The sequence below is a fragment of the Catellatospora coxensis genome, from assembly GCF_016862635.1.
Classification (GTDB): domain Bacteria; phylum Actinomycetota; class Actinomycetes; order Mycobacteriales; family Micromonosporaceae; genus Catellatospora; species Catellatospora coxensis.
The window spans coordinates 48,766-67,220 of sequence record NZ_BONI01000016.1; the positions used below are offsets into that span (position 1 = coordinate 48,766).

Annotated in this window: 21 protein-coding genes; 12 read left to right on the plus strand and 9 right to left on the minus strand. The window is 71.3% G+C overall.

The window, feature by feature from the left end; translation table 11 throughout:
* The first annotated feature begins 75 nt into the window (after positions 1-75).
* Positions 76-522, plus strand: coding sequence for an STAS domain-containing protein (locus tag Cco03nite_RS11645; protein WP_506272206.1), 447 nt, complete (start codon positions 76-78; stop codon positions 520-522).
* A gap of 36 nt (positions 523-558) precedes the next feature.
* Positions 559-2,616, plus strand: coding sequence for a hypothetical protein (locus Cco03nite_RS11650; RefSeq protein ID WP_203692066.1), 2,058 nt, complete (start codon positions 559-561; stop codon positions 2,614-2,616).
* 108 nt (positions 2,617-2,724) lie between these two features.
* Here Cco03nite_RS11650 and Cco03nite_RS11655 read toward each other — a convergent pair whose 3' ends face one another.
* From Cco03nite_RS11655 to Cco03nite_RS11665, 3 genes are read right to left on the minus strand one after another with little or no spacing between them, the layout of a single operon-like run.
* Positions 2,725-3,297 carry a GerMN domain-containing protein gene (locus tag Cco03nite_RS11655; RefSeq protein WP_203692067.1) on the minus strand — a complete coding sequence of 191 codons (573 nt, stop codon included), beginning with the start codon at positions 3,295-3,297 and terminating at the stop codon, positions 2,725-2,727.
* Positions 3,294-4,652 carry a HAMP domain-containing sensor histidine kinase gene (locus Cco03nite_RS11660; RefSeq protein ID WP_203692068.1) on the minus strand — a complete coding sequence of 453 codons (1,359 nt, stop codon included), beginning with the start codon at positions 4,650-4,652 and terminating at the stop codon, positions 3,294-3,296. The genes Cco03nite_RS11655 and Cco03nite_RS11660 overlap by 4 nt, the downstream gene beginning before the upstream one ends.
* Positions 4,649-5,329, minus strand: a complete 681-nt coding sequence (locus Cco03nite_RS11665; RefSeq protein ID WP_203692069.1) for a response regulator transcription factor — start codon at positions 5,327-5,329, stop codon at positions 4,649-4,651. The genes Cco03nite_RS11660 and Cco03nite_RS11665 overlap by 4 nt, the downstream gene beginning before the upstream one ends.
* 182 nt (positions 5,330-5,511) lie before the next feature.
* Here Cco03nite_RS11665 and Cco03nite_RS11670 point away from each other — a divergent pair, with 182 nt between their 5' ends.
* Positions 5,512-5,946, plus strand: a complete 435-nt coding sequence (locus tag Cco03nite_RS11670) for an STAS domain-containing protein (RefSeq protein ID WP_203692070.1) — start codon at positions 5,512-5,514, stop codon at positions 5,944-5,946.
* A 46-nt stretch (positions 5,947-5,992) separates the two neighbouring features.
* A complete protein-coding gene (locus Cco03nite_RS11675) occupies positions 5,993-6,436 on the plus strand; it encodes an STAS domain-containing protein (RefSeq protein WP_203692071.1) in 444 nt (147 codons plus the stop codon).
* A gap of 27 nt (positions 6,437-6,463) precedes the next feature.
* Here Cco03nite_RS11675 and Cco03nite_RS11680 read toward each other — a convergent pair whose 3' ends face one another.
* Entirely contained in the window at positions 6,464-6,826 is a 363-nt protein-coding gene (locus tag Cco03nite_RS11680; RefSeq protein ID WP_203692072.1) for an STAS domain-containing protein, read from the minus strand.
* Between the two features lie 300 nt (positions 6,827-7,126).
* On the opposite strand from Cco03nite_RS11680, the gene Cco03nite_RS11685 reads away from it, so the two are divergent.
* Genes Cco03nite_RS11685 through Cco03nite_RS11710 form a run of 6 tightly spaced genes read left to right on the plus strand, consistent with a single transcriptional unit; the run spans position 7,127 to position 12,198 of the window.
* Entirely contained in the window at positions 7,127-7,513 is a 387-nt protein-coding gene (locus tag Cco03nite_RS11685; RefSeq protein ID WP_203692073.1) for an STAS domain-containing protein, read from the plus strand.
* Positions 7,510-8,898 carry a trehalose-6-phosphate synthase gene (locus Cco03nite_RS11690; protein WP_203692074.1) on the plus strand — a complete coding sequence of 463 codons (1,389 nt, stop codon included), beginning with the start codon at positions 7,510-7,512 and terminating at the stop codon, positions 8,896-8,898. The genes Cco03nite_RS11685 and Cco03nite_RS11690 overlap by 4 nt, the downstream gene beginning before the upstream one ends.
* Complete coding sequence (locus Cco03nite_RS11695) at positions 8,895-9,890, plus strand: ADP-ribosylglycohydrolase family protein (protein ID WP_203692075.1); 996 nt, start codon at positions 8,895-8,897, stop codon at positions 9,888-9,890. The genes Cco03nite_RS11690 and Cco03nite_RS11695 overlap by 4 nt, the downstream gene beginning before the upstream one ends.
* Entirely contained in the window at positions 9,887-10,312 is a 426-nt protein-coding gene (locus Cco03nite_RS11700) for an STAS domain-containing protein (protein ID WP_203692076.1), read from the plus strand. The genes Cco03nite_RS11695 and Cco03nite_RS11700 overlap by 4 nt, the downstream gene beginning before the upstream one ends.
* The gene (locus tag Cco03nite_RS11705; protein WP_203692077.1) at positions 10,309-10,722 is read left to right on the plus strand and encodes an STAS domain-containing protein; all 414 of its coding nucleotides are present in this window, start codon (positions 10,309-10,311) and stop codon (positions 10,720-10,722) included. Before Cco03nite_RS11700 ends, Cco03nite_RS11705 begins: the two co-directional genes overlap by 4 nt.
* A 27-nt stretch (positions 10,723-10,749) precedes the next feature.
* Positions 10,750-12,198, plus strand: coding sequence for an alpha,alpha-trehalose-phosphate synthase (UDP-forming) (locus Cco03nite_RS11710; protein WP_203692078.1), 1,449 nt, complete (start codon positions 10,750-10,752; stop codon positions 12,196-12,198).
* A gap of 159 nt (positions 12,199-12,357) precedes the next feature.
* Here Cco03nite_RS11710 and Cco03nite_RS11715 read toward each other — a convergent pair whose 3' ends face one another.
* From Cco03nite_RS11715 to Cco03nite_RS11730, 4 genes are all read right to left on the minus strand, one after another.
* A complete protein-coding gene (locus tag Cco03nite_RS11715; RefSeq protein WP_203692079.1) occupies positions 12,358-13,272 on the minus strand; it encodes a sulfotransferase domain-containing protein in 915 nt (304 codons plus the stop codon).
* 144 nt (positions 13,273-13,416) lie between these two features.
* Positions 13,417-13,734, minus strand: coding sequence for an STAS domain-containing protein (locus Cco03nite_RS11720; RefSeq protein ID WP_203692080.1), 318 nt, complete (start codon positions 13,732-13,734; stop codon positions 13,417-13,419).
* Positions 13,731-14,693 carry an ADP-ribosylglycohydrolase family protein gene (locus Cco03nite_RS11725; protein ID WP_203692081.1) on the minus strand — a complete coding sequence of 321 codons (963 nt, stop codon included), beginning with the start codon at positions 14,691-14,693 and terminating at the stop codon, positions 13,731-13,733. Before Cco03nite_RS11725 ends, Cco03nite_RS11720 begins: the two co-directional genes overlap by 4 nt.
* A 335-nt stretch (positions 14,694-15,028) precedes the next feature.
* Positions 15,029-15,511 carry a nitroreductase family deazaflavin-dependent oxidoreductase gene (locus Cco03nite_RS11730; protein ID WP_203692082.1) on the minus strand — a complete coding sequence of 161 codons (483 nt, stop codon included), beginning with the start codon at positions 15,509-15,511 and terminating at the stop codon, positions 15,029-15,031.
* A gap of 287 nt (positions 15,512-15,798) precedes the next feature.
* On the opposite strand from Cco03nite_RS11730, the gene Cco03nite_RS11735 reads away from it, so the two are divergent.
* Together Cco03nite_RS11735 and Cco03nite_RS11740 are read left to right on the plus strand one after the other, a co-directional pair.
* Positions 15,799-16,377 (plus strand): TlpA family protein disulfide reductase, encoded by a 579-nt coding sequence (locus Cco03nite_RS11735; RefSeq protein WP_203692083.1) that lies wholly within the window; start codon positions 15,799-15,801, stop codon positions 16,375-16,377.
* 2 nt (positions 16,378-16,379) lie between these two features.
* Complete coding sequence (locus Cco03nite_RS11740) at positions 16,380-17,231, plus strand: cytochrome c biogenesis CcdA family protein (RefSeq protein ID WP_239167306.1); 852 nt, start codon at positions 16,380-16,382, stop codon at positions 17,229-17,231.
* A gap of 205 nt (positions 17,232-17,436) precedes the next feature.
* Here the strand turns inward: Cco03nite_RS11740 and Cco03nite_RS11745 are convergent, their stop codons facing one another.
* Complete coding sequence (locus Cco03nite_RS11745) at positions 17,437-18,087, minus strand: hypothetical protein (RefSeq protein ID WP_203692084.1); 651 nt, start codon at positions 18,085-18,087, stop codon at positions 17,437-17,439.
* Positions 18,088-18,455 lie beyond the last annotated feature (368 nt).

Sequence of the window (18,455 nt, forward strand, 5' to 3'; positions counted from 1 at the left end):
GGAACTGTCATGGTTCTGCTGCGTGTTCGCCGGGTCAGCCCGACATCCTCGCCGTAGCGGTCGGAGTCGACGGGAGTGCTTCATAGTGGAGCCGAGTTGCTGAGGGTCTGGTCTCGACACGGACCGGCGGGCACGGTCCTGACCGTGACGGGACGGCTGGACGCCACCACGGCTGGGACGTTGGCCCGACTGCTCGGCGAACGGCTTCGCCACGACTGCCGCACGGCGATCATCGTCGACGTCGGCGGCTTGGACTCCATCAGCGTGGCCGGGGTGGGCGTTCTCACGCTCTTTCACGCCGCGGCGAGCCGATTGGGCGTGCCGCTGCGCGTGCTCCGGCCCAGCAGCGCGGTCCGCGCCATGATCGATGCCAGCGGCAGCGGCATGCTGGCGGCAGCCGTGCGATCGGCTGGCCCGCTGCGGTGGCGACAGGCACGGTGCCGCGCACGCCGGAGTCTGGATCAGCCGGTGCGGACTTCTCGGCGCCGGCACTCTGGTGGCTGCCACATGCCGGCGCGCTAACAGTGCGGCACCTCCGATCGCTCGCCGAAGCCAGACGTGATGCGGGTGCTCAGGCGGGACCGGAGCTGTCGGAAATCCGCTCTGCCATATGGGCGGATGTTGCCATCGCCACTGCGGGTGATCTGCTGTGTACCGCACCGATCTCGGATGCGCAGATCGCATCCGAAATGGACATCGGACACTAACCTAGGAGGGCTGGTGACCCGTCACCGTGCCGTCGCTGCGACCCTGGTCGTGGCTCTCGTCACCGCAATTGCGGCCGCATGTTCCGACGACGGCGACTTCGCGGAGTCGGGTACCGCTACCGGAGTCGTCGTCTCAGGGCCTAACCGGGCCCGCGGGGGCGACCTCAAGATCTCGGAGGCGGCGGACCCGCCGTCGATGCCGCCAGGCTTCCGGCAGGTGGGCAAGGTGACCCACATCGCGGGCAGGCTCAAGGATTACGTCACCATCACCTTACCGATCCCCCCGGAGGTCGGCGCGGCGCAACTGCCCGAGCTGCGGGTGATGCGCCACGACGGCAAGGCCTGGGGCGCGATCGTGCCGCAGCAGATCGACATAGACCGGCGCCAGGTGAAGGTCACCACAAATGCGTTCTCCCTCTGGAGCCTGAGCACCTGGGACGTCGAGCAGGCCGCTGCCGACTTCCTGGCCGGCTCCCGGAACCTGCTCAGCAGCGGCGGGTGGTGGATTCTGGGCTCCGTGGGCAAGTTCGCGGTCAACCCTCCGATCACCGAATGCCGCTACCCGGCGCTGACGCTGCAGATTGATCTGTCGTCGTTCGTCGACGACGCGATCGCCTGCCCGAAGTTCCTGCCCGACGACAGGGAGCGGCACACCTACCGGCTGCATCTGAGCAACCTTCGCGGGTTCCCGGTGATGATGCGGCTGCCCCGCGGCGTCACTGCGCACGCGGTGACGCCGCAGGCGGCCAACCCGATCTCGCAGCTGCTGGCCTATGTAGGGGCCCGCCACGGCATGGCGGTCCTCCCCGGCGGAGGCGAACTGGTGCTGACGGTCAACGCGCTCGACCTGCCCAAGGATGCCCGGATCTCCGGTGCGCTGGACCTGACCGGCGTCGTGCTGGACACCGGCGTAGCGATCATCCGCTTGGTCACCGGATACGAGTGGAACGACGAGGTCATCAAGGCGATGGGCGAGGCCCAGGAATTCGCCGACGCGGTCGCGTGTGTGATGGACCAGAGCGAGGGCATCGCCAAGCGGATCAGCGGTATGAGCGCCGGTCAGCTGGCACGGGAGCTGTCGTACTCAGCCGCGGCGTGCATGTCGACCGAGCTCATCGTGCGGGCGGTGTCGGTCTACGCCAAGTTCCAGCACCAGGTGTACAACGAGGACCAGGCACTGCAGGAGGCCCTGCGGACCGCCGTGCGCCGGGTGGTCGCGATCATCGAGAACGCCCCGGCGCTGACCCAGATAGTGGCGACGATGCTGGCGGCGCGCAGCGGCCGGACGACGTTCACACTGGCGATGACTCTGCAGGACCCGGCGGTGGACGCCCTGTACCGGGCGCTGCCCACGCCGGGGTCCGGCGGATTCCGGCGTGGATACGGCCCCTCGGCCGGGCCGGCGAACGGCGGACAGCTCACGTTCGCCGGCACGCCGTGCATCGCCGACGAACGGCCCCAGTCGTGGGCGGCCTGGACCCACGCCGCCGCCTACGGCCGCTACGACCGCGACGGTGTCTACGCCGTGTCGGTGCAGGTGGCCTACATCAAGCCCGAACACAAGGCGGCCGTACGGGACCTGTTCACCTACCTGGCGGGCAGCACGGCACGATGCGAGCACCGCGCCGACGGAGACATCGTCGAGCTGGACAACTACGACAGCAGGCAGTACGGCAGCGTCACCGACTACCGGGTCGGGATCGCCGGCTGGGAGAACAGTGAGTCCTTCCGCTACGGGGTCGCCGCCGCCTTCGACCCGACCAAGAGTCTGGTAGTGCATGTCAGCGTCAGCGCCGACACCTACGCCGACGTCGATGCCGATGACATCAAGGAAGCGCTGGCCGAGGCCCTCGACTATGTCGTCAACAAGCTCGATGTGTCCCTGGGAACGACGTACCTGCCGCGGTAGCGGGTGGCGGGCTTCGGCGTGCGACGTTCTCTCGTCTGCCGGAGCCCGCCACCAGCCGTGACGTCGCAGCGGTGTCGCGTTCTTCTCGTAGCTGTTTGTCGGGTGGGTTCACTGCGTGACGAGGTTGGCGTAGTCGGCGCAGGTCAGCGGGTCTTCGGTGAGAGCGCCGTTGCCGCGCGGCACGCCTACCCGTTGCCCTTGGCGGGTGAAGACGACCTGGTTGATGTCGGGGCGGCTGGACAGGGTGCACACCAGCTGCCCGAAGGCCAGGACGTCGTCGCTGCGGCCGGTGCCTTCCAGCGCGGTGGACAGCTCGACGGTGGCCGATCCGGCGGCGTCGGTGGCGGAGTTGATCGCGGTGGTGCCGGTCAGGGCGCTGGTGAGCCCGGCTTCCTGCTCGGCGGGGATCGGCCCGGCGAGCAGGTCGGCGAGTAGTTGCTGGGCGTCGGGTGGGGTGGGTGCCTTGCGTTCGACGGCGACGAGGTGGCCGTCGTTGAGCAGGTACAGCGTCTCGGTGATCGGCCCGGATGCCGCGACCGCGGGTGTCGGGGCGGCCGTGGGGGCGTTGTTACCGGTCTGTTCGACTTCGCGGGCGGTGTCCTCGACGGGCACACCGCATCCGGCGACAAGCGCGAGCAGGGTCAGGCCTGCGACGGCTGCTGCGATGCGGTGGCGTCTCACGTGCGCTCCGGGGGTAGTTCGATGCGGAAGCGGGCGCCGCCGCCGGGCCGGTCGAGGACCTGGACGGTGCCGGCGTGGGCGGTGACGTGCTGGGCGACCAGGGCCAGGCCGAGTCCGGTGCCGTCGTTGTCGCCGCGGGCTCCGGCGGAGCGGCCGCGGACGAACCGGTCGAAGATCGCGTCGCGGTCGTCGGGGCTGACGCCGGGGCCTTCGTCGTCGACTTCGAGGACCTGCAGGCTGTGGTGGCGGGTCAGCCGGACGGCGACGGCGCCGCCGCCATGGGCTTGGGCGTTGTCGATGAGGTTGGCCAGGACCTGTTCGATGCGGCGCCGGTCGACGTGCCACACCGGGCTGGTGTCGGCTTCGACGGTGACCAGCGACGTGGGTAGTCCGCGCTGGCGGCACAGCTGCCGGGCGATGGCGGCGACGTCGACGGGGGAGCTGTCGGCAGGCTGGTCGCTGCGGGCGAGTTCGAGCAGGTCGGTGACGAGTTCCTGGAAACGCTGCACCTCTTCGACGACCAGGCCGGTGGCTTGGGCGGTGCGCGGGTCGAACTGGTCACGGCGGCGTTCCAGGACGCTGGCGGCGGCGGACAGGGTCTGCAGCGGGGAGCGCAGTTCGTGGCTGACGTCGGCGGCGAATCTGCGGTCGCGTTCCATCCGGGCCGACAGCTGGTCGACCATGTGGTTGAACGAGGTCGCCAGCCGGGCCAGGTCGGGTTCGGTCGCGGGGTCCAGGCGTGCGGCGAGGTTGCCGGCGGCGATGTCGCGGGCGGCGTCGGCGACAGTGGCCAACGGGCGCATCACGCGGCGGCTGGCGTACATACCCATCAGCGCTCCGGCAACCGCGGTGCCTGCGGCGACGAGGGTCAAAACCAGGCCGAGGACTTTGAGGTTGCCGTCGAGTTCGCCCATGTAGTCGATCTCGTACAGGGCCGTGTCGGGGCCGAGCGGGACGCCGAACACCATCGCGGGACGGTCGCCGATACGCACTCGCTGCACACCGGCCTTGCCTTGGCTGACCATGGTCATGACGCTGTCGGGCAGGCTGTCGGTGAGGGTGTTGTCGACCACGGTGCGGGAGTAGAAGTCGCCGTCGTGCCACAGCAGCGCGCGGCGGTTCGCCCCGGTGTCCAGTGAGCGCAGCACGGGCAGCACTTCGGGATCGTCGACGTCGAGGCCGGCGCGTACGATCCGGGCGTCGGACATCACGGCCCGCTTGGCGGTGCGTTCGCGTTCGTCGAGCAGGAACCGTTCGGTCAGCTGGTAGGACAGCAGCGCCATCGCCGCCGACACCAGCAGGGCGCCGACGGCGAACCCGGCGGTGACCCGGGCGCGCAGACCGGGGCGCTTCATCGCGGCATCTTGTAGCCGAGGCCGCGTACGGTCACCAGCCGCCGCGGGGAGCCCGGGTCGTCTTCGATCTTCTGGCGCAGGCGGCCGACGTGCACGTCGACGAGGCGTTCGTCGCCGAAGTCGTACTCCCAGACCCGTGCCAGCAGCTGCTGGCGCGACAGGACCTGGCCTGCGTGTTCGGCCAGCTCGCACAGCAGCCGGAACTCGGTGCGGGTCAGCGCGAGCGGCTGCCCGTGCAGCAGCACCTCGCCGGCCTGGGCGCGCACCTGCAGGTCGCCGAGGTCCAGCTGCGCCTGCGGCGCTGCGGACGGTCCGCTGCGGCCGCGTCGGCGCAGCGCCCGCAGCCGCGCCGACAGCTCCTTGACCGCGACGGGCTTGACCACGTAGTCGTCGGCCCCGGCCTCGAGCGCTGCGACGATGTCGTGGGTGTCGTCACGGGCGCTGACGACCACGATCGGCACGTCATCGTCGCGGCGCAGCTCACGGATGGCCTGAAACCCGTCGATACCGGGCAGCATCAGGTCGACCAGCACCGTATCGGCGGGTTCACGCCGCTGACGCAGCAGCCCCTCCTCCGCCGTCGCGGCGGTGTGCACCGTGTAGCCCTCGTCCTCCAGCGCCAGGCTCAGCGACAGGCGGATCCGGTCATCGTCTTCGATCAGCAGTACCGCAACCACCGCGGAATCATGCCCCGACGTCCGTGTCCACGACAGGGCTGAGCTGCCGATCTGGCGATTTGTCACACAACTGTCACGGGTTCGCGGAACTTCCGCCACACCCGGCGCAGATCGTCTGACCCACCCGAGGCGAGGAGGCCAGCAGTGATCAAGTTCGAGGCGAGCGCGGGCCGGTGTCGCCGGTGAGTGGGCAGTTGCGGCTGCGGCTGTACTCCAGCCCGCTCGGCCTGTACCTGACCGCCGAGGGCAGGATCGACGCCAGCACCGTCGGTCAGGTCACCACCGCCGTCGACCTCGCCCTGACCCGGCTCAGCCCGGTACGGATCACCGTCGACCTCAGCGCCGTCACCTACCTCGACATCGCCGGTGTCGCGACCCTCATCGCATGCCGGCGCGACGCCCGGACCAGGGGCGCGCACCTCACTGTCGCACAGCCCAGCAGCCAGGTGCGCAGCACGGTCCTGGCCTGCGGAGCCGGCGAGCTGCTGGCGGGCGCCGCCACCGAGCCGCTGCTGCCGGCCGCTGACACGTGGCGGCGGTGCCGCCGCCCGAGCCTGCGTTGCCTGCGCCCGCCGGGCCGGGCACGCAGCATCCCACGCAACGAACCCACCCGCTGACCGTCACGTCGCGGGTCTGCCGGGGTCACGCCGTCGAGGAGGGCCGATGTCCGAGCGTCTGCACCTGCGCCTGCATGCGGCTGCGGGCGGGCTGTGCCTGGACGCTCGCGGCCGCTTGGACGGCGTGTCCCGTGGGCATCTGGCACGAGCGCTGAAAGCCATCTTCGATCACCTTCCGGCGCGGCGGCTGGTGCTCGGCCTCTACCGACTCGACGCCATAGACCGGGCCGGCGTCGCCGCGCTGATCGCGGCACGGGAGCAGGCCCGACGTCGCGGGATCGACTTCGTGGTGTGCGGAGCGCAGGACCATGTGCGCGCCGCACTGGCCGCTGTCGGGGCCGGCGATCTGCTCCTCGATGGCGCTGACGCGTCGTTGCTGCATCTGCCGGCGCGGTTGCGCAGGCGTCGTGTCCGCACGGCCGGATGCGGCTGCCCGCGTCCGACCCGTCCGCAGGGCAGGCCGCTGCGGTGCGTGCGGCCAGCGCGTTGACCGCGGCCGCGCGGCTGTCGCGGTCGTTCAGCGGCCGCCTGCGGCGTGCCTCGGTTGCCGCTGCCCGGCAGGCACGACTTGCACCACGCCGTGGGGATCGGCGGCCCGCAGTGTCATCGCGATCTGCGGCAGCGTCGAGCGGACGCTCAGCGTCCCGCCTGCGTACCGCATCCGCTGGTGTGTCTGCATGATCAGCATCGCCCCGGCGACGTCCAGGGAACAGCATTTGGCCATGTCGAGTACCAGGACCTCCGGCCGCAGCCGCATCGCGTCGTCCAGCACCCGGCTGGCCTGGTCGGCTGACCAGGCGTCCAAGTCACCGGCGATGGAGACCTCGACCTCGGCTACCCGCCAGGCGGCTACCAGGCCGCGACTGTGGCCGTCGATCATGACACCCTCCTTCCTGCCGGTGCTGAGCATCGAAGCCGTTCATGGCGGCTGGCACGCGATCACATGACAGTCCTGTGACAGCGCATACGCGCCCTCGGGCCGGCGAGTTCCGCCGCGGCTCTCACCTTCGCGTTACCGGTTCAGCGTCCGTACGTCGCGGCGGCCGGCGGCTACGGCACGGCCTGCGACCTGCGGTGACGTGTACGCGTCGGGGTGCCTTTGTCACACAACTGTCATGGGTTTGCGTGGTGATCGCCGTACCGCCTGGGAAGGGTGAGGTCTACCAGCAGGGAGGTAAGGGTGGACGAACTCAGCCGCGCGTCGCAGACGACCCAGACGGTGCCGCTGGTCGAGGTCCAGGTTTGCGGGGACCTCGACGCCAGCTCCGCACCAGGTGTCAACGACGTGCTGTCCGAGGCATTGGCGCTGCACCCCCGGCAGCTGGTGATCGATCTGGCCGGGTGCGACGTCATCGACGCCGCCGGGATCCTGCTGCTGCTGGACGCGCACCGGCGCGCCATCCGCGACGGCGGCATGGTCGCGCTGCGCTCCCCGTCGGCCAGAGCCCGCCGCAACCTGAAGCTGGCGAAAGTCGACCGCGTGCTGCAGGTCATCTCCCCCGACGGCGATCTGACCCTCGGCATCTCCCCCGACAGCGACGCACGCCCCGGCGAGGTGAACCGATGAACCCCACCGACCGATACCAGCTGATCATGGCCGCTGACCGGGTGCCACCGACCGACCCGGACGACTGCATCGATCACGTCGACGCTGGGCTTTCCGCCTTGCGGCCCTACACCGACCTGCATACCGGGACCTGGCTGTCCGCCGACACCACCGATGCGGGCACGGAGGACGTCGCGCAAGCCGCGGCGCAGCTGCGTTCGCTGTGCCACCACCAGCCGGCCGTCTTCGCCGAGGACTGGTTCGACGACTACCTGGCCGTCAACCGCAGGCTCGCTGCGACCGCCACGTGCCTTGCCGACGAGCAGGCGGTCATGTGGGTGCACGGGCACCGGCTGCAGCTGCTGCCGGGCATCATGCGGCGGCTGCGGCCGGACCTGGGCACCGTGATGCAGCTGCACAGCACGTTCCCGCCGGCGGAATTGTTCGTGCGGCTGCCCGAGCACCGGGAGCTGCTGTCGGGGCTGCTGGGCGCCGACGTCGTCGTGTTGCCGCACCGACGTGCGGCGACCAACCTGCTCGACCTCGCCGGGCGGGTACATGGCCTGCCGGTGCGCGACGGGCAGATCGCCGTCGGCAACCGGCGGGTGCGGGTGCTGGCCTACCCGATGCCCGCCGACACGGCCGGTATTCGGCGGCTGGCCCGGTCGGCCCCGGTGCGCGTCCGCGCGCAGGAGATCCGCGGCGCGCTGCGGGTCGCCGGGCCGGTGCTGCTGTCGGTGGCCGGCTGGGACCTGGCCGAAGCGGTGGAGCAGCGGCTGGCCGCATTCGACCGGTTCCTGGCCGAGCACCGCCCCGCCCCGGCGACCGTCGCGCTGCTGCACGTCGGCTGCGGCGAGCCGCAGACACCTGCCGAGCACGGGCAGCGCGAACGCGTCGACCGGCTCATCGCTAAGATCAACGGAACGTACGCCGAGATCGGGCAGCCCGTCGTGCACTACCTGCGGGCAACCCCCGACCGGCGGGAACTGGCGTCGCTGTATCTGGCGAGCGACACGATCCTGGCCACGCCGGACCATCACGGCACCGCGGCGCACGCGCACGAGTTCGTCGCCGCGCACGGCGGGGCACCGGTCGTGGTCAGCGAGCTGACCTGCGACGGCGCGGACCTGCCGGGTGCGGTCGTGGTCAACCCGCACGACACCGCGGCGTTCGCCGCCGCGATCGCCCGGGTGGCCGGGATCAGCGCACCCGTGCCCATGGCCGGATCGGCTGGGACGGAGCCCGCGCCTGAGGCGTGGGCCCGGCGGCTGATGGCCGTCGTCCGTGCCCGTGCCGCCGCACCGTCGCAGGCCGCCCGTCGCCGCCAGTCCACGAGCGCGGGCACCACACGTCCGGCCGGGTATCCGGCCGTGCATGACAATCCGAGGAAGATCGACGCAAGGTGACATTCCCGCTCGACCAGCAGCAGCTGCTGCGGCGCGCGCACGGCTGCCTGCTGGTGGCCGCGTGCGCCGACCTGATCGCCGCCCCGCTCAACGGCCGTACCGTTCCCGACCCCGCGCAGGTGGAGGTGATCCTGCGCGCCTCACCGCGCCTGCTGCAACCCAGCCCGGCCGCGTTGCAGATGACCGTGCTCGCCGAGCATCTGGCGGCCCACGACGGCCGGGTCAACGACGACGGTCTGGCCTCGGAGCTGGCCAAGCAGTGGCCGGACGACCGGCCGGATCTTGCCGGTTCCGGCACTGCCCGGGTGCTCGGCGCGGTGTCGGCAGGCACCCGCTGGTGGCAGGTGGCCCCTAAAATCCACCACGGCGCCGGCAGTTTCGGCAGCGTGGCCGCTGTTCGGGCCTGCGCTGCCGGTCTGGTGCCCGGCACGGGTATCGCGGCAGCCGCGGCACTGGGTCGGCGGTCGGCGGGGATCACGCACACTCATCTGCTGGCCCGTGACGGTGCGGCGGCGACCGCGACTGCGGTGGCGCTGGCCGTGCGCAGCCAGCCCGGCGCACCGGCCGACAAGTACCGGTTCCTGTCGGCGGTGGCGGCGCAGATGCGCACGGCCGAGTTCCGCTCGGCGCTGCGCACGGTCCAGACCCTGGTCCGGCACCGCAGCGCCCCTGCCGAGACCGCCGCGACGCTGGGTGCCGACCGCACCGCCCTGCGCAGCGTGCCCGCCGCCCTGACGGCGTTCCTGCGCCATCCGGACGAGCCGACCGCCGCGATCCGCTATGCGCTGATGATGGGCGGTCAGACCCAGACCACCGCCGCGATCGTCGGAGCGATCAGCGGTGCCCGCCACCCCGAGCACACGGTGGCCATGCCGTGGCGGCCCGACGTCGTACGGCTGCTGCGCCTGCGTGCGACCGCGGCCGGGCTGTCGGCGATCCCCGGCCGGGGCGGCAGCCGAACCGCCGGACGCCACCACGAGGGGCAGTCATGAGCGACGAACTCGCGTTGCGCATGGCGGGCCGGCAGCGGCAGCTGCGGGTCACCGCCGTCGGCGGGCTGCATGCCGACAACGCCCACCGGCTGCCCAAGGTCGTTCTCGGCCTGCTGCGCCAGTACGCACCCGAGGCGGTCCTACTCGACCTGGGCGCGGTCACCCGCATCGACACGGTCGGCGTCGCGGCGGTCGTGCTGTGCCAGAAGACCACCGCCCGACACGGTGCGACCTTCACCCTGGACGGCTGCTCCCCCGCCGTCCGGTCGGCACTGCGCGCCCACCACGCCGACCACCTGTTGCCGCCCGAGCCGCCACGCCATCACGCGATGCCCCTGCGGCGCCGCCACACCGGCACCGTCTGCCCAGGCCGATCCCACCCGCAGTGGTCCACCGGCCACGGTATCGGCGGGCGGAGGTGACAGGATCACGTCTGCACCTGCGGCTGCAGGCCACGGCGACAGGTCTGCGGCTGGTCGCCTGCGGACGGCTGGACGCCGCGACCGGGCGGCAGCTCGGCCAGGCCATCAGCCTGGCCCTGCACCGGCTGCGCGCCCAGCGCCTCACCCTGGACCTGACTGCCGTGAATGCCATAGACGCAGCCGGTGTCGCGGCACTGATCCGGGGCCGGGTGGAAGCCGACCGCTGTGATGTCGTGCTGACCATCGCCGACCCGTCCCCCGCTCTGCTGCACGCGATGCGGCTTCATGCCGCCGGCGCCCCGTCCGGTGGTGAGACCGGGCTGGTCTGCATACACGTTCCGAGACCCGTCCGGCGGTGCGTGCTGCGCCCGCGTCCGCTGCGACATCGCCGTCTGCATCCGATGCGGTGAACAGACCTGACTGGAGGCCCTACACCGATGGCACCCGACCCTGGCGCTGCTGGCATCGACCGCGCCGGTTACGACCTGATCGTGCTGGCCAACCGCCTGCCCGTCGACCGCGTCGCCGATTCCGCCGGCGCCGACCGGTGGCAACGCAGCCCCGGAGGTCTGGTCACCGCCCTGCACCCGATCATGCGAGCGCAGCGCGGGGCATGGATCGGCTGGCACGGGCAACCAGGACCGCCCCCGGACCCGTTCACCCATGACGGCATCCGCCTGCACCCCGTCGAACTGTCCGAAGACGACGTCGACGGCTACTACGAAGGCCAGTCCAACGCCACCATCTGGCCGCTGTACCACGACGCCGTCGAGCAGCCGATCTTCGACCGCGACTGGCGGCGCAGCTACCGCGAGGTCAACGAACGCTTCGCCGCGGCCGCTGCCGGGCTGGCCGCACCCGGAGCACTGGTGTGGGTGCACGACTACCATCTGCAACTGGTTCCCGGCATTCTCCGCAGGCTGCGCCCCGACCTGCGGATCGGGTTCTTCCTGCACATCCCGTTGCCGCCGGTCGAGCTGTTCTGCCAGATGCCGCTGCGCGAAGAGATCATGCGCGGGCTGCTCGGCGCCGACCTCGTCGGCTTCCAGCACCCCCACGGCACCCGCAACTTCCAGCGGCTGGCCGCGCATCTGCTGGCAGCGAAGACCACCGGGGAGGTGATCGAGCACGCCGAAGGAGTCACCACCGCGGCGACGTTCCCCATCTCCATCGACGTCGCCACGCAGCAGCGGCTGGCCGACGACCCGCAGGTACGGGCACGTGCGGCGGAAATACGCCGCGAACTGGGAGACCCGCAGACGCTGATCCTCGGCGTGGACCGGCTCGACTACACCAAGGGCATCGAGCACCGGCTGACCGCGTTCGGGGAGCTGCTGGCAGAAGGCCGCCTGGATCCGGCGAAGACGGTGCTGGTGCAGGTCGCCGTACCCAGCCGTCAGCGCATCGACCACTATCAGGCACTGCGGGAGCGGGTCGAGCGCACGGTCAGCCGGATCAACGGCGTCCACGCCGGCATCGGGCGGCTTTGCGTGCACTACCTGCACCAGTCCTACGACCGGGCCGAGCTTGCGGCGCTGTACCTGGCCGCCGACGTGATGGCGGTGACGCCGCTGCGCGACGGCATGAACCTGGTCGCCAAGGAGTACGTCGCCACCCGCACCGACGACACCGGCGCGCTGGTGCTCAGCGAGTTCGCCGGCGCGGCCGCCGAGCTGTCCCAGGCGTGGACGGTCAACCCGCACGACCTCGACCGGCTCAAGGACGCGATCGTCGCGGCCGCGCACGCCGAGCGCGAGCAGCAAACCGCACGTATGCGTCCGATGCGGGCCCACCTACGCCGCCACGACGTCAACCGGTGGGCAGCCGACTTCCTCAACAGGCTCGAAACACCCGCAGGACGCGGCCGTGTCGAGGCCGCCGCGTAAAGGCGCCGGCACAGGCTAATGGCAGCCGCGGCTGGCGGCGAGGCGTACGCAGCGACCACCGTTGCTTCGCGGTCGTCTGCGCGTGCTGCGCTCGGCCGGTCGTTGCCGCCCGACAGCGCGAGCGTCGAGTCCTGACGGCCGGTGGCTGCAGTCGTGGCCTCAGTGTGGCCGGTTCTGCCCGGTGAGCGGGTAGCCGTAGCGCTGCATCAAAGGCAGGGCCAGCGCTGTGGTGGCTAGCCGGGTCGCGACCGGCAGCTGGTCGCGCCAGGCGTCGTCGGCGCGCAGCTCCACCGTGCCGGTGCGGAAGCGGCCGGGATTGCCCGACACGGTGTGGTTGGCTGCCAGCTCGACCGTCCGGTCGCCGACGAACGGGCTCGACACCGGCGCCACGTCGACGAACCTCAGCAGCTCGTCGACCGCGCCGCGGGGGTCGGCGGCGAAGTCCTCGTAGCGCTGCAGGCGGTAGCGTCCCGGAAACGCCAGCGAAGTCCACTCCGTCAGGCCGTTCCACGACAGCCACTTCATGGCGCTGTCGTACGGGTCGTGTTCGAGCATCACGTCGGGGGCCGAGCTGTCCAGCTGCTTCTTGCGGCGCTGCCACGAGTGCGCGACCGCCCTGGGGTCGCGCACCACCTGCAGCAGGTACGGCGTGATACCGGCGGGCTGGCGCGCGGCCACCGCAGCGCCCGAGGGCAGCTTTGACGAGTCGATGATGAGCTCGGCACCGGTCACCTCGGCGATCGCCCGGTACAGCCGCGTGAAGATGCCCACCAGCTGGTGGCCTTGCCGCAGCAGGCGCGGCGCGTGCCTGGCCCGGGCAGTGTCACGCTGCCACTTCTTGACGCGGCGGGGATCGGGAACGTCGTCGCCGAAGGCGCAGCGCAGCACGTCGCGCCACAGCGCGCAGGCGCGCACCGGTTGCCCGCATCCGCAGCTGCGCCCGCCGAGCAGGCCCCGTTCGAACAGGAACCACAGCTCGCCCGCGGTGAACACGCCGGGATGGGAACCGAGCACATTGTCGATGATCGTGGTGCCGCTACGTCCCCATCCGGCCAGGTAGAGCACTTTCACCATCCGACGAGGATGCCTCGCGAACGTCAGGACAGGGTCAAGATCCCGTTTGACAATCCTGTGACAATCTCGGCACCGCAACCTCTCGCACACGATTCGCTACTCACGGTCAAATGACTGCGCGCCTGCTCCGGTACGGCAGCCTGTTCACCACGACTCAGTGTGGTCTTCGACTGCTGCTCTCAGCCGGTCCGGACCTCCGGACAGCGAGAACACCAGCCCGCGCCGCTCGGCTTCAGCCCGGCACGCCTGCACGGCGGCCGCGCCGGCATCGTCGACGTCGGTGACGTCATCCGCCACCACTTCGCAGACCGCGGCACCGTGACGGCGCATGGCGTCGCACGCGACCCTGGTCAGCAGTTGCGCGCTGGCGGCATCCAGCCGCCCGGCCACCGTCAGCCGCAGCCGATGGGCTCCCACGCCGATGCCGACCCGCAGGTACGGAAAAGACCCCACCGCCGTCACGCCGGCTCCGCCACGGCACCCAGCGCGCGGGCAGCGCGGCGAGCCCGGTTGTCGTCGGCAGGGGTGCGCCACGAGCGGGGCGTGAGCAGCTGCGGCGAGCGGGCGCCGACCAGCGCAGCGGTGATCATGGGGATGGCGCGGTTGCCGCCGGCCGACTGCAGCGCAAACGACAGAGCCGCATCCGGTTCCTGCGGGTGGCGCAAGTAGGCCGCGAGCGCGGCGGGCACGGTCCGCAGCGCGGTGTCGGTGTTGCCGACGGTCCCGACGACCTCGGCAGGGCCGGCCCGGTGGCGCACCAGCGCCCGGACGATGTTCAGGCAGCTGCGCAGCTCCGGGCCGCGGACCTGCCCGGCGACGATGTCCAGGAACCGGCTGGCGTCAAGGCGCCGGTCCGGGTAGCCGTATGCCGCCAGCGCCACGGCGACCGCGGTCGCGGCCGCCCCGTCCTGGGCCAGCGGGTGGGTGTGGGTCACCGCGGCTGCCCGCCTGGCCAGCTGCGCGACGGCTCCGATCCCGGTTCGGGGCAGCAGCCCGACCGCGATGGCCCGGACCGCCGCGCCGCTGCCGTAGGAGCCCTGCCCGCCGTGCAGCGCCGACGCGGTCTCCCACCACGGACGGCCGCCACGCACCTCGGCCAGGACCAGAGCCGCCCCGTCAACGGCGGCACAGGGATCTGCCTGCCACCCTGCGGCAAGCTCGGCGGCCAGGTCGTCCTCGTCGAGCTGTCCGCCTCGCGCGCCGAGGTGCTCGGCCACCACGAACGGCAGACCCGTGCTCGCGGGCACCGCGATGGATGCGGCCGGCAGCCGCATGATGCCGTCGACCTTCTCGGGATCGGGCAGCCGGACGGCGCCGAGTTCGACGGCGAAACGCTCGGCGCAGGCTGACAGCAGCAGGCCGCGGTGGACGACGTCATGCCAGGAGGTGGCGACCGGCGTCGTCGACGGTGTGGTGATCACGGGCGGTCCTCTCGGCGTGGGTGCGATCCGGGAAGAATCCGCGCTGCTCATAGCAGTGGTCACGCGGTTTCATGACAGTTGCGTGACAAGGCGTCGGGCGCCTTGTCACGCACCGGGGCCGTGGTGCCCGGCGACGATGCCGGACACCACGGCGACGAGCCCGACTTCCTGAACGGGATCAGTTGTTCAACTCGGCAGGTCGCGGCTCGTCGTGGACCCAGGCATGACGTTCCTGTGACAACTTGGGCCCGGACCGGCTTCTGGGCGCTCGGCATCGCTCGTTCGTTGCGACTACAGCCGTGGGGCCTGCTGCGGCAGCATCACGCGGGTCGCCGTCAGCGCTGCGCGGAGGTGAGGTCCAGGCTCAGCATCCGCAGCCGACGGCCCAATTCGAGGTAGTCGCTGTCGGTGCCGTCGACCTGGTAACCCATGACTCCGGCCAGCCCGCGGGCGGCGCGCGGGTGACGTCGGGCGTAACGCAGCATGGCCTGGGCCGCCTGCTCTGCCGGCAGCGGCGCTGCGGTTACGGCTGCGGATCGCCCGCCCCAGACGATCGACGCCGCCGGACGCGCGAGCAGGTTGCGGTACCAGTCGGAGCGTGGCCCGAACCCGGCAGCGACGGTGAGCGACCCGGCGGAGCAGTCGACGACCTCGACCACCGTCTGCCTCGGTATGCCGGTTCGCCGCCCAGTGTGGTTGATCAACACGAACCTGCTGCCGAGCAGGCGGCCGAGACCCACCCGGTACAGCAGGATCGGGGCTCGCAGCAGCGCACGCCGCAGACCGGTGGGTCTTCTGGCTGGAGCACCAGTGTCCACGCCCCGATCCTGTCACGTCACGAGGCGTCAACCGGGTGTGAGGTGACGCGGCCCGACCGGGGAGGTACGGGCCGCGTCGGCGGTGCGGGCGCCGCGCCGGACGATGCAGCTGACCCGCAGGCCTCGCCAACACCAACTTCGGCGCGGCACGCAGGTGATGCCGCACCACATGACGATCTCGTGACATCCGGTCGGCACACGGCTACGCCGTAAGGCAGTCGTAAGGAACACCTGCGGCCGGGAGCCGGTAGCCTGCCTCAAACGCCGTACCCGGGGAGCCAGTCACCATGAAGCATCGCACCGTCCGGCTCGTGGCCGCAGCCGCTGTGATCGGTTCGCTGGCCGCGTGCGGCGCCGAGCCGGCCGCGCCGCCCGCCGTCCCGGCGCAGAGCCCGCAGGCCGCGTCACAGCCGTCCGCGCCGGTCTCGCCCTCGCCCGCCAGCACGTCGGAGGCGGCTGTCGCGCAGTCGTTGCGGTTCACCGCCACCACTGTGGACGGTAAGCCGTTCGACGCGGCCGCCCTGGCGGGCAAGCCTGTGGTGCTGTGGTTCTGGGCGGCGTGGTGCCCGAAGTGTCGCGCCAAGGCAGCCGACGTGGTCGCCGTCCAGCGCAGCCACGGCGATGCCGTCCATGTGGTCGGGGTCGCAGGGCTGGGCAGCGGTAAGGACGCGATGCGCCGCTTCGCCGCCGACACCGGCATCACCGCGTTCGCCAACCTCGACGACGATCGCGGTGACGTGTGGCGCCGCTTCGACGTCACCACCCAGGAGTACTTCGTCGTCCTCGACCGCGCCGGCAACATCGTCCACCGGGGCACGCTCAACGGCCAGCAGTTGCGTGAACGAGTCGCCGCATTGGCGGCCTGAGCGTGGACACCGCGTCATACTCGCTGGCGCTGTCAGCGGGGCTGCTGGCAGCCGTCAATCCGTGCGGGTTCGCCATGCTGCCGGCGTACGTGTCGCTGCTGGTCACCGCCGACCACGGGGGCCAACCGCCGCGGTGGCCGACGCGGCTGGCCCGGGCGCTGGCGATGACCGCAGCGATGACGGCCGGGTTCGTCACCGTCTTCGGCGGCTTCGGGCTGCTGGCCGCACCCGCCGCCGACTGGATCGCGGCGCGGCTGCCGTGGGTCACCGTGTGCATCGGACTGGTGCTGCTCGCGCTGGGCGGTTGGCTGACCGCCGGACGGCAACTGCCCTCGCCCGTGCCCAAGACCGGGGCTGCGCCGCACCTGCGGCAGCGGTTCTGGCCCATGTACCTGTTCGGGATGTCGTTCGCGGTGGCGTTGCTGGGGTGCACGATCGGCCCGTTCCTGGCCGTAGTGGTCACCGCGTTCACCACCGGATCGGCAGCCTCCGGGGCTGGGCTGTTCGTGGCGTACGCGACCGGGATGGCTGTGATCGTCGGCGCGATCGCGGTAGCTGTGGCCGCCGCCCAGCAGACCGCGATCCGGTGGCTGCGCCGGGCAGGCGCGGTCGTGTCCCGCCTCGGCGGCGTCCTGATGGTCGCGGCCGGCGCGTACGTGGCGTGGTACGGCTGGTACGAGATCCGCCTCTATCGCGGCCAGACCACCGCCGACCCCGTCATCGACGCCGCCGCGGCCGTGCAGCAGTGGCTGTCGCAGACACTGGACTCGGCCGGACCGGCTGCCATCGCCGTCACACTCGCCTTGGCCGTCTTTACCACCGTGTGGTGGCATCGCAGCCGCTCCGACACCTGAAGACCCGCTGGTTGTCCCCCGGCGCAGGACGGGGTTCGCCGCGCCAGGCGGCCGGGGTCCGGTCAGGGCCGCGCAGCTGATCTCTGACCTGGCGGTGTTGCTGGTGCCACAGTCTCGGGCAACTCATGCGCCCGGCCGGTTCCGCGGCAGGCTGGTCAGCGTCGGCAAGCGTCGGCCCGCGCCGCTCAGCGCTACGAATTACATCTCATCGGCTGGCGACGCGGCGGCGCGCAGCGCGGGAGAGCCGTTTCTTCGGTGCGAGGGCGACTCGGACTGCATGCTCACCACCGCCTACCATGCGGTGCTCGATCAGGTGCCGCTGCCGCCGTCGATGTGACAGCCAGCGCCGTGCCCTCATCCCAACAGTCAGGCCGGCGCCCGACCAGAAGACCACCAAGATTAGAAGTACGACCGCCCTGCCGAGCACACCGCCGGGCCCCGGCACGTATACGACGCGGTGCGCGCCCGAGTCCAGTACCTGGACCTTCACGCCCAGGGCCATCTCCGCCGGTACGCCGCTAAGCTGCACGCCACTGCGTGTCACCGAAAGGTCGTCGCTGACGAACGTGCCGCGCCAGACCCGCTCCCTGCCTCGTCCGATGTGGTATGTATCGTCGGCCGTGAAGGTTCCCGGCATTCCCTGGCCAAGCGCCGCACGCCAGGAAGGGCCGATCTCTTGCAATGCCTGACGGACGGCCAAGACGGACATCGCTGCAAGTCCGATGACCAGTAGGAACATGGCCAGCGTTCGCAGCCCTCTTCGGAAGAGTGTGGCCGCAGCGCCGCGCGAGGTCGCCAGGTATGTCAGCCCGACAAGCGGTAGCGCCAGCAGCAGTCCGCAGGCAATGGCCGTCACGGGCGGCACTGTACAAGCCCAGGTCAAGAAGCAATATAGGCAGAGTTCGCGTTCTCGCTCGGCCGCCGTAGCGGATCGGTCTGCCCTCCGGCGCGGGTGCTGACGGCCGCCACGGTCTCATGGTTCAGCGGCTGTCAGCGTGCCGGCTCGTGCCCGCCTGGTCGGCCACGTGGGCTCAGCGGTCGGAGCCAGCGCCCGACGTCGTCACGACTCGGCGGGGTGCAGTCTGCCGACCGCACCCCGCCGGATGGGCCTGCAGCCGAGCACGGGGGCCCGTGTCCAACTCGAGGTCCCAGATGTTGCTCATCAGGTGCCGCGGTCGCGCAGGCCGAACTTCGACGTAGAGGCGGCGATCCGCGACGTTGCGA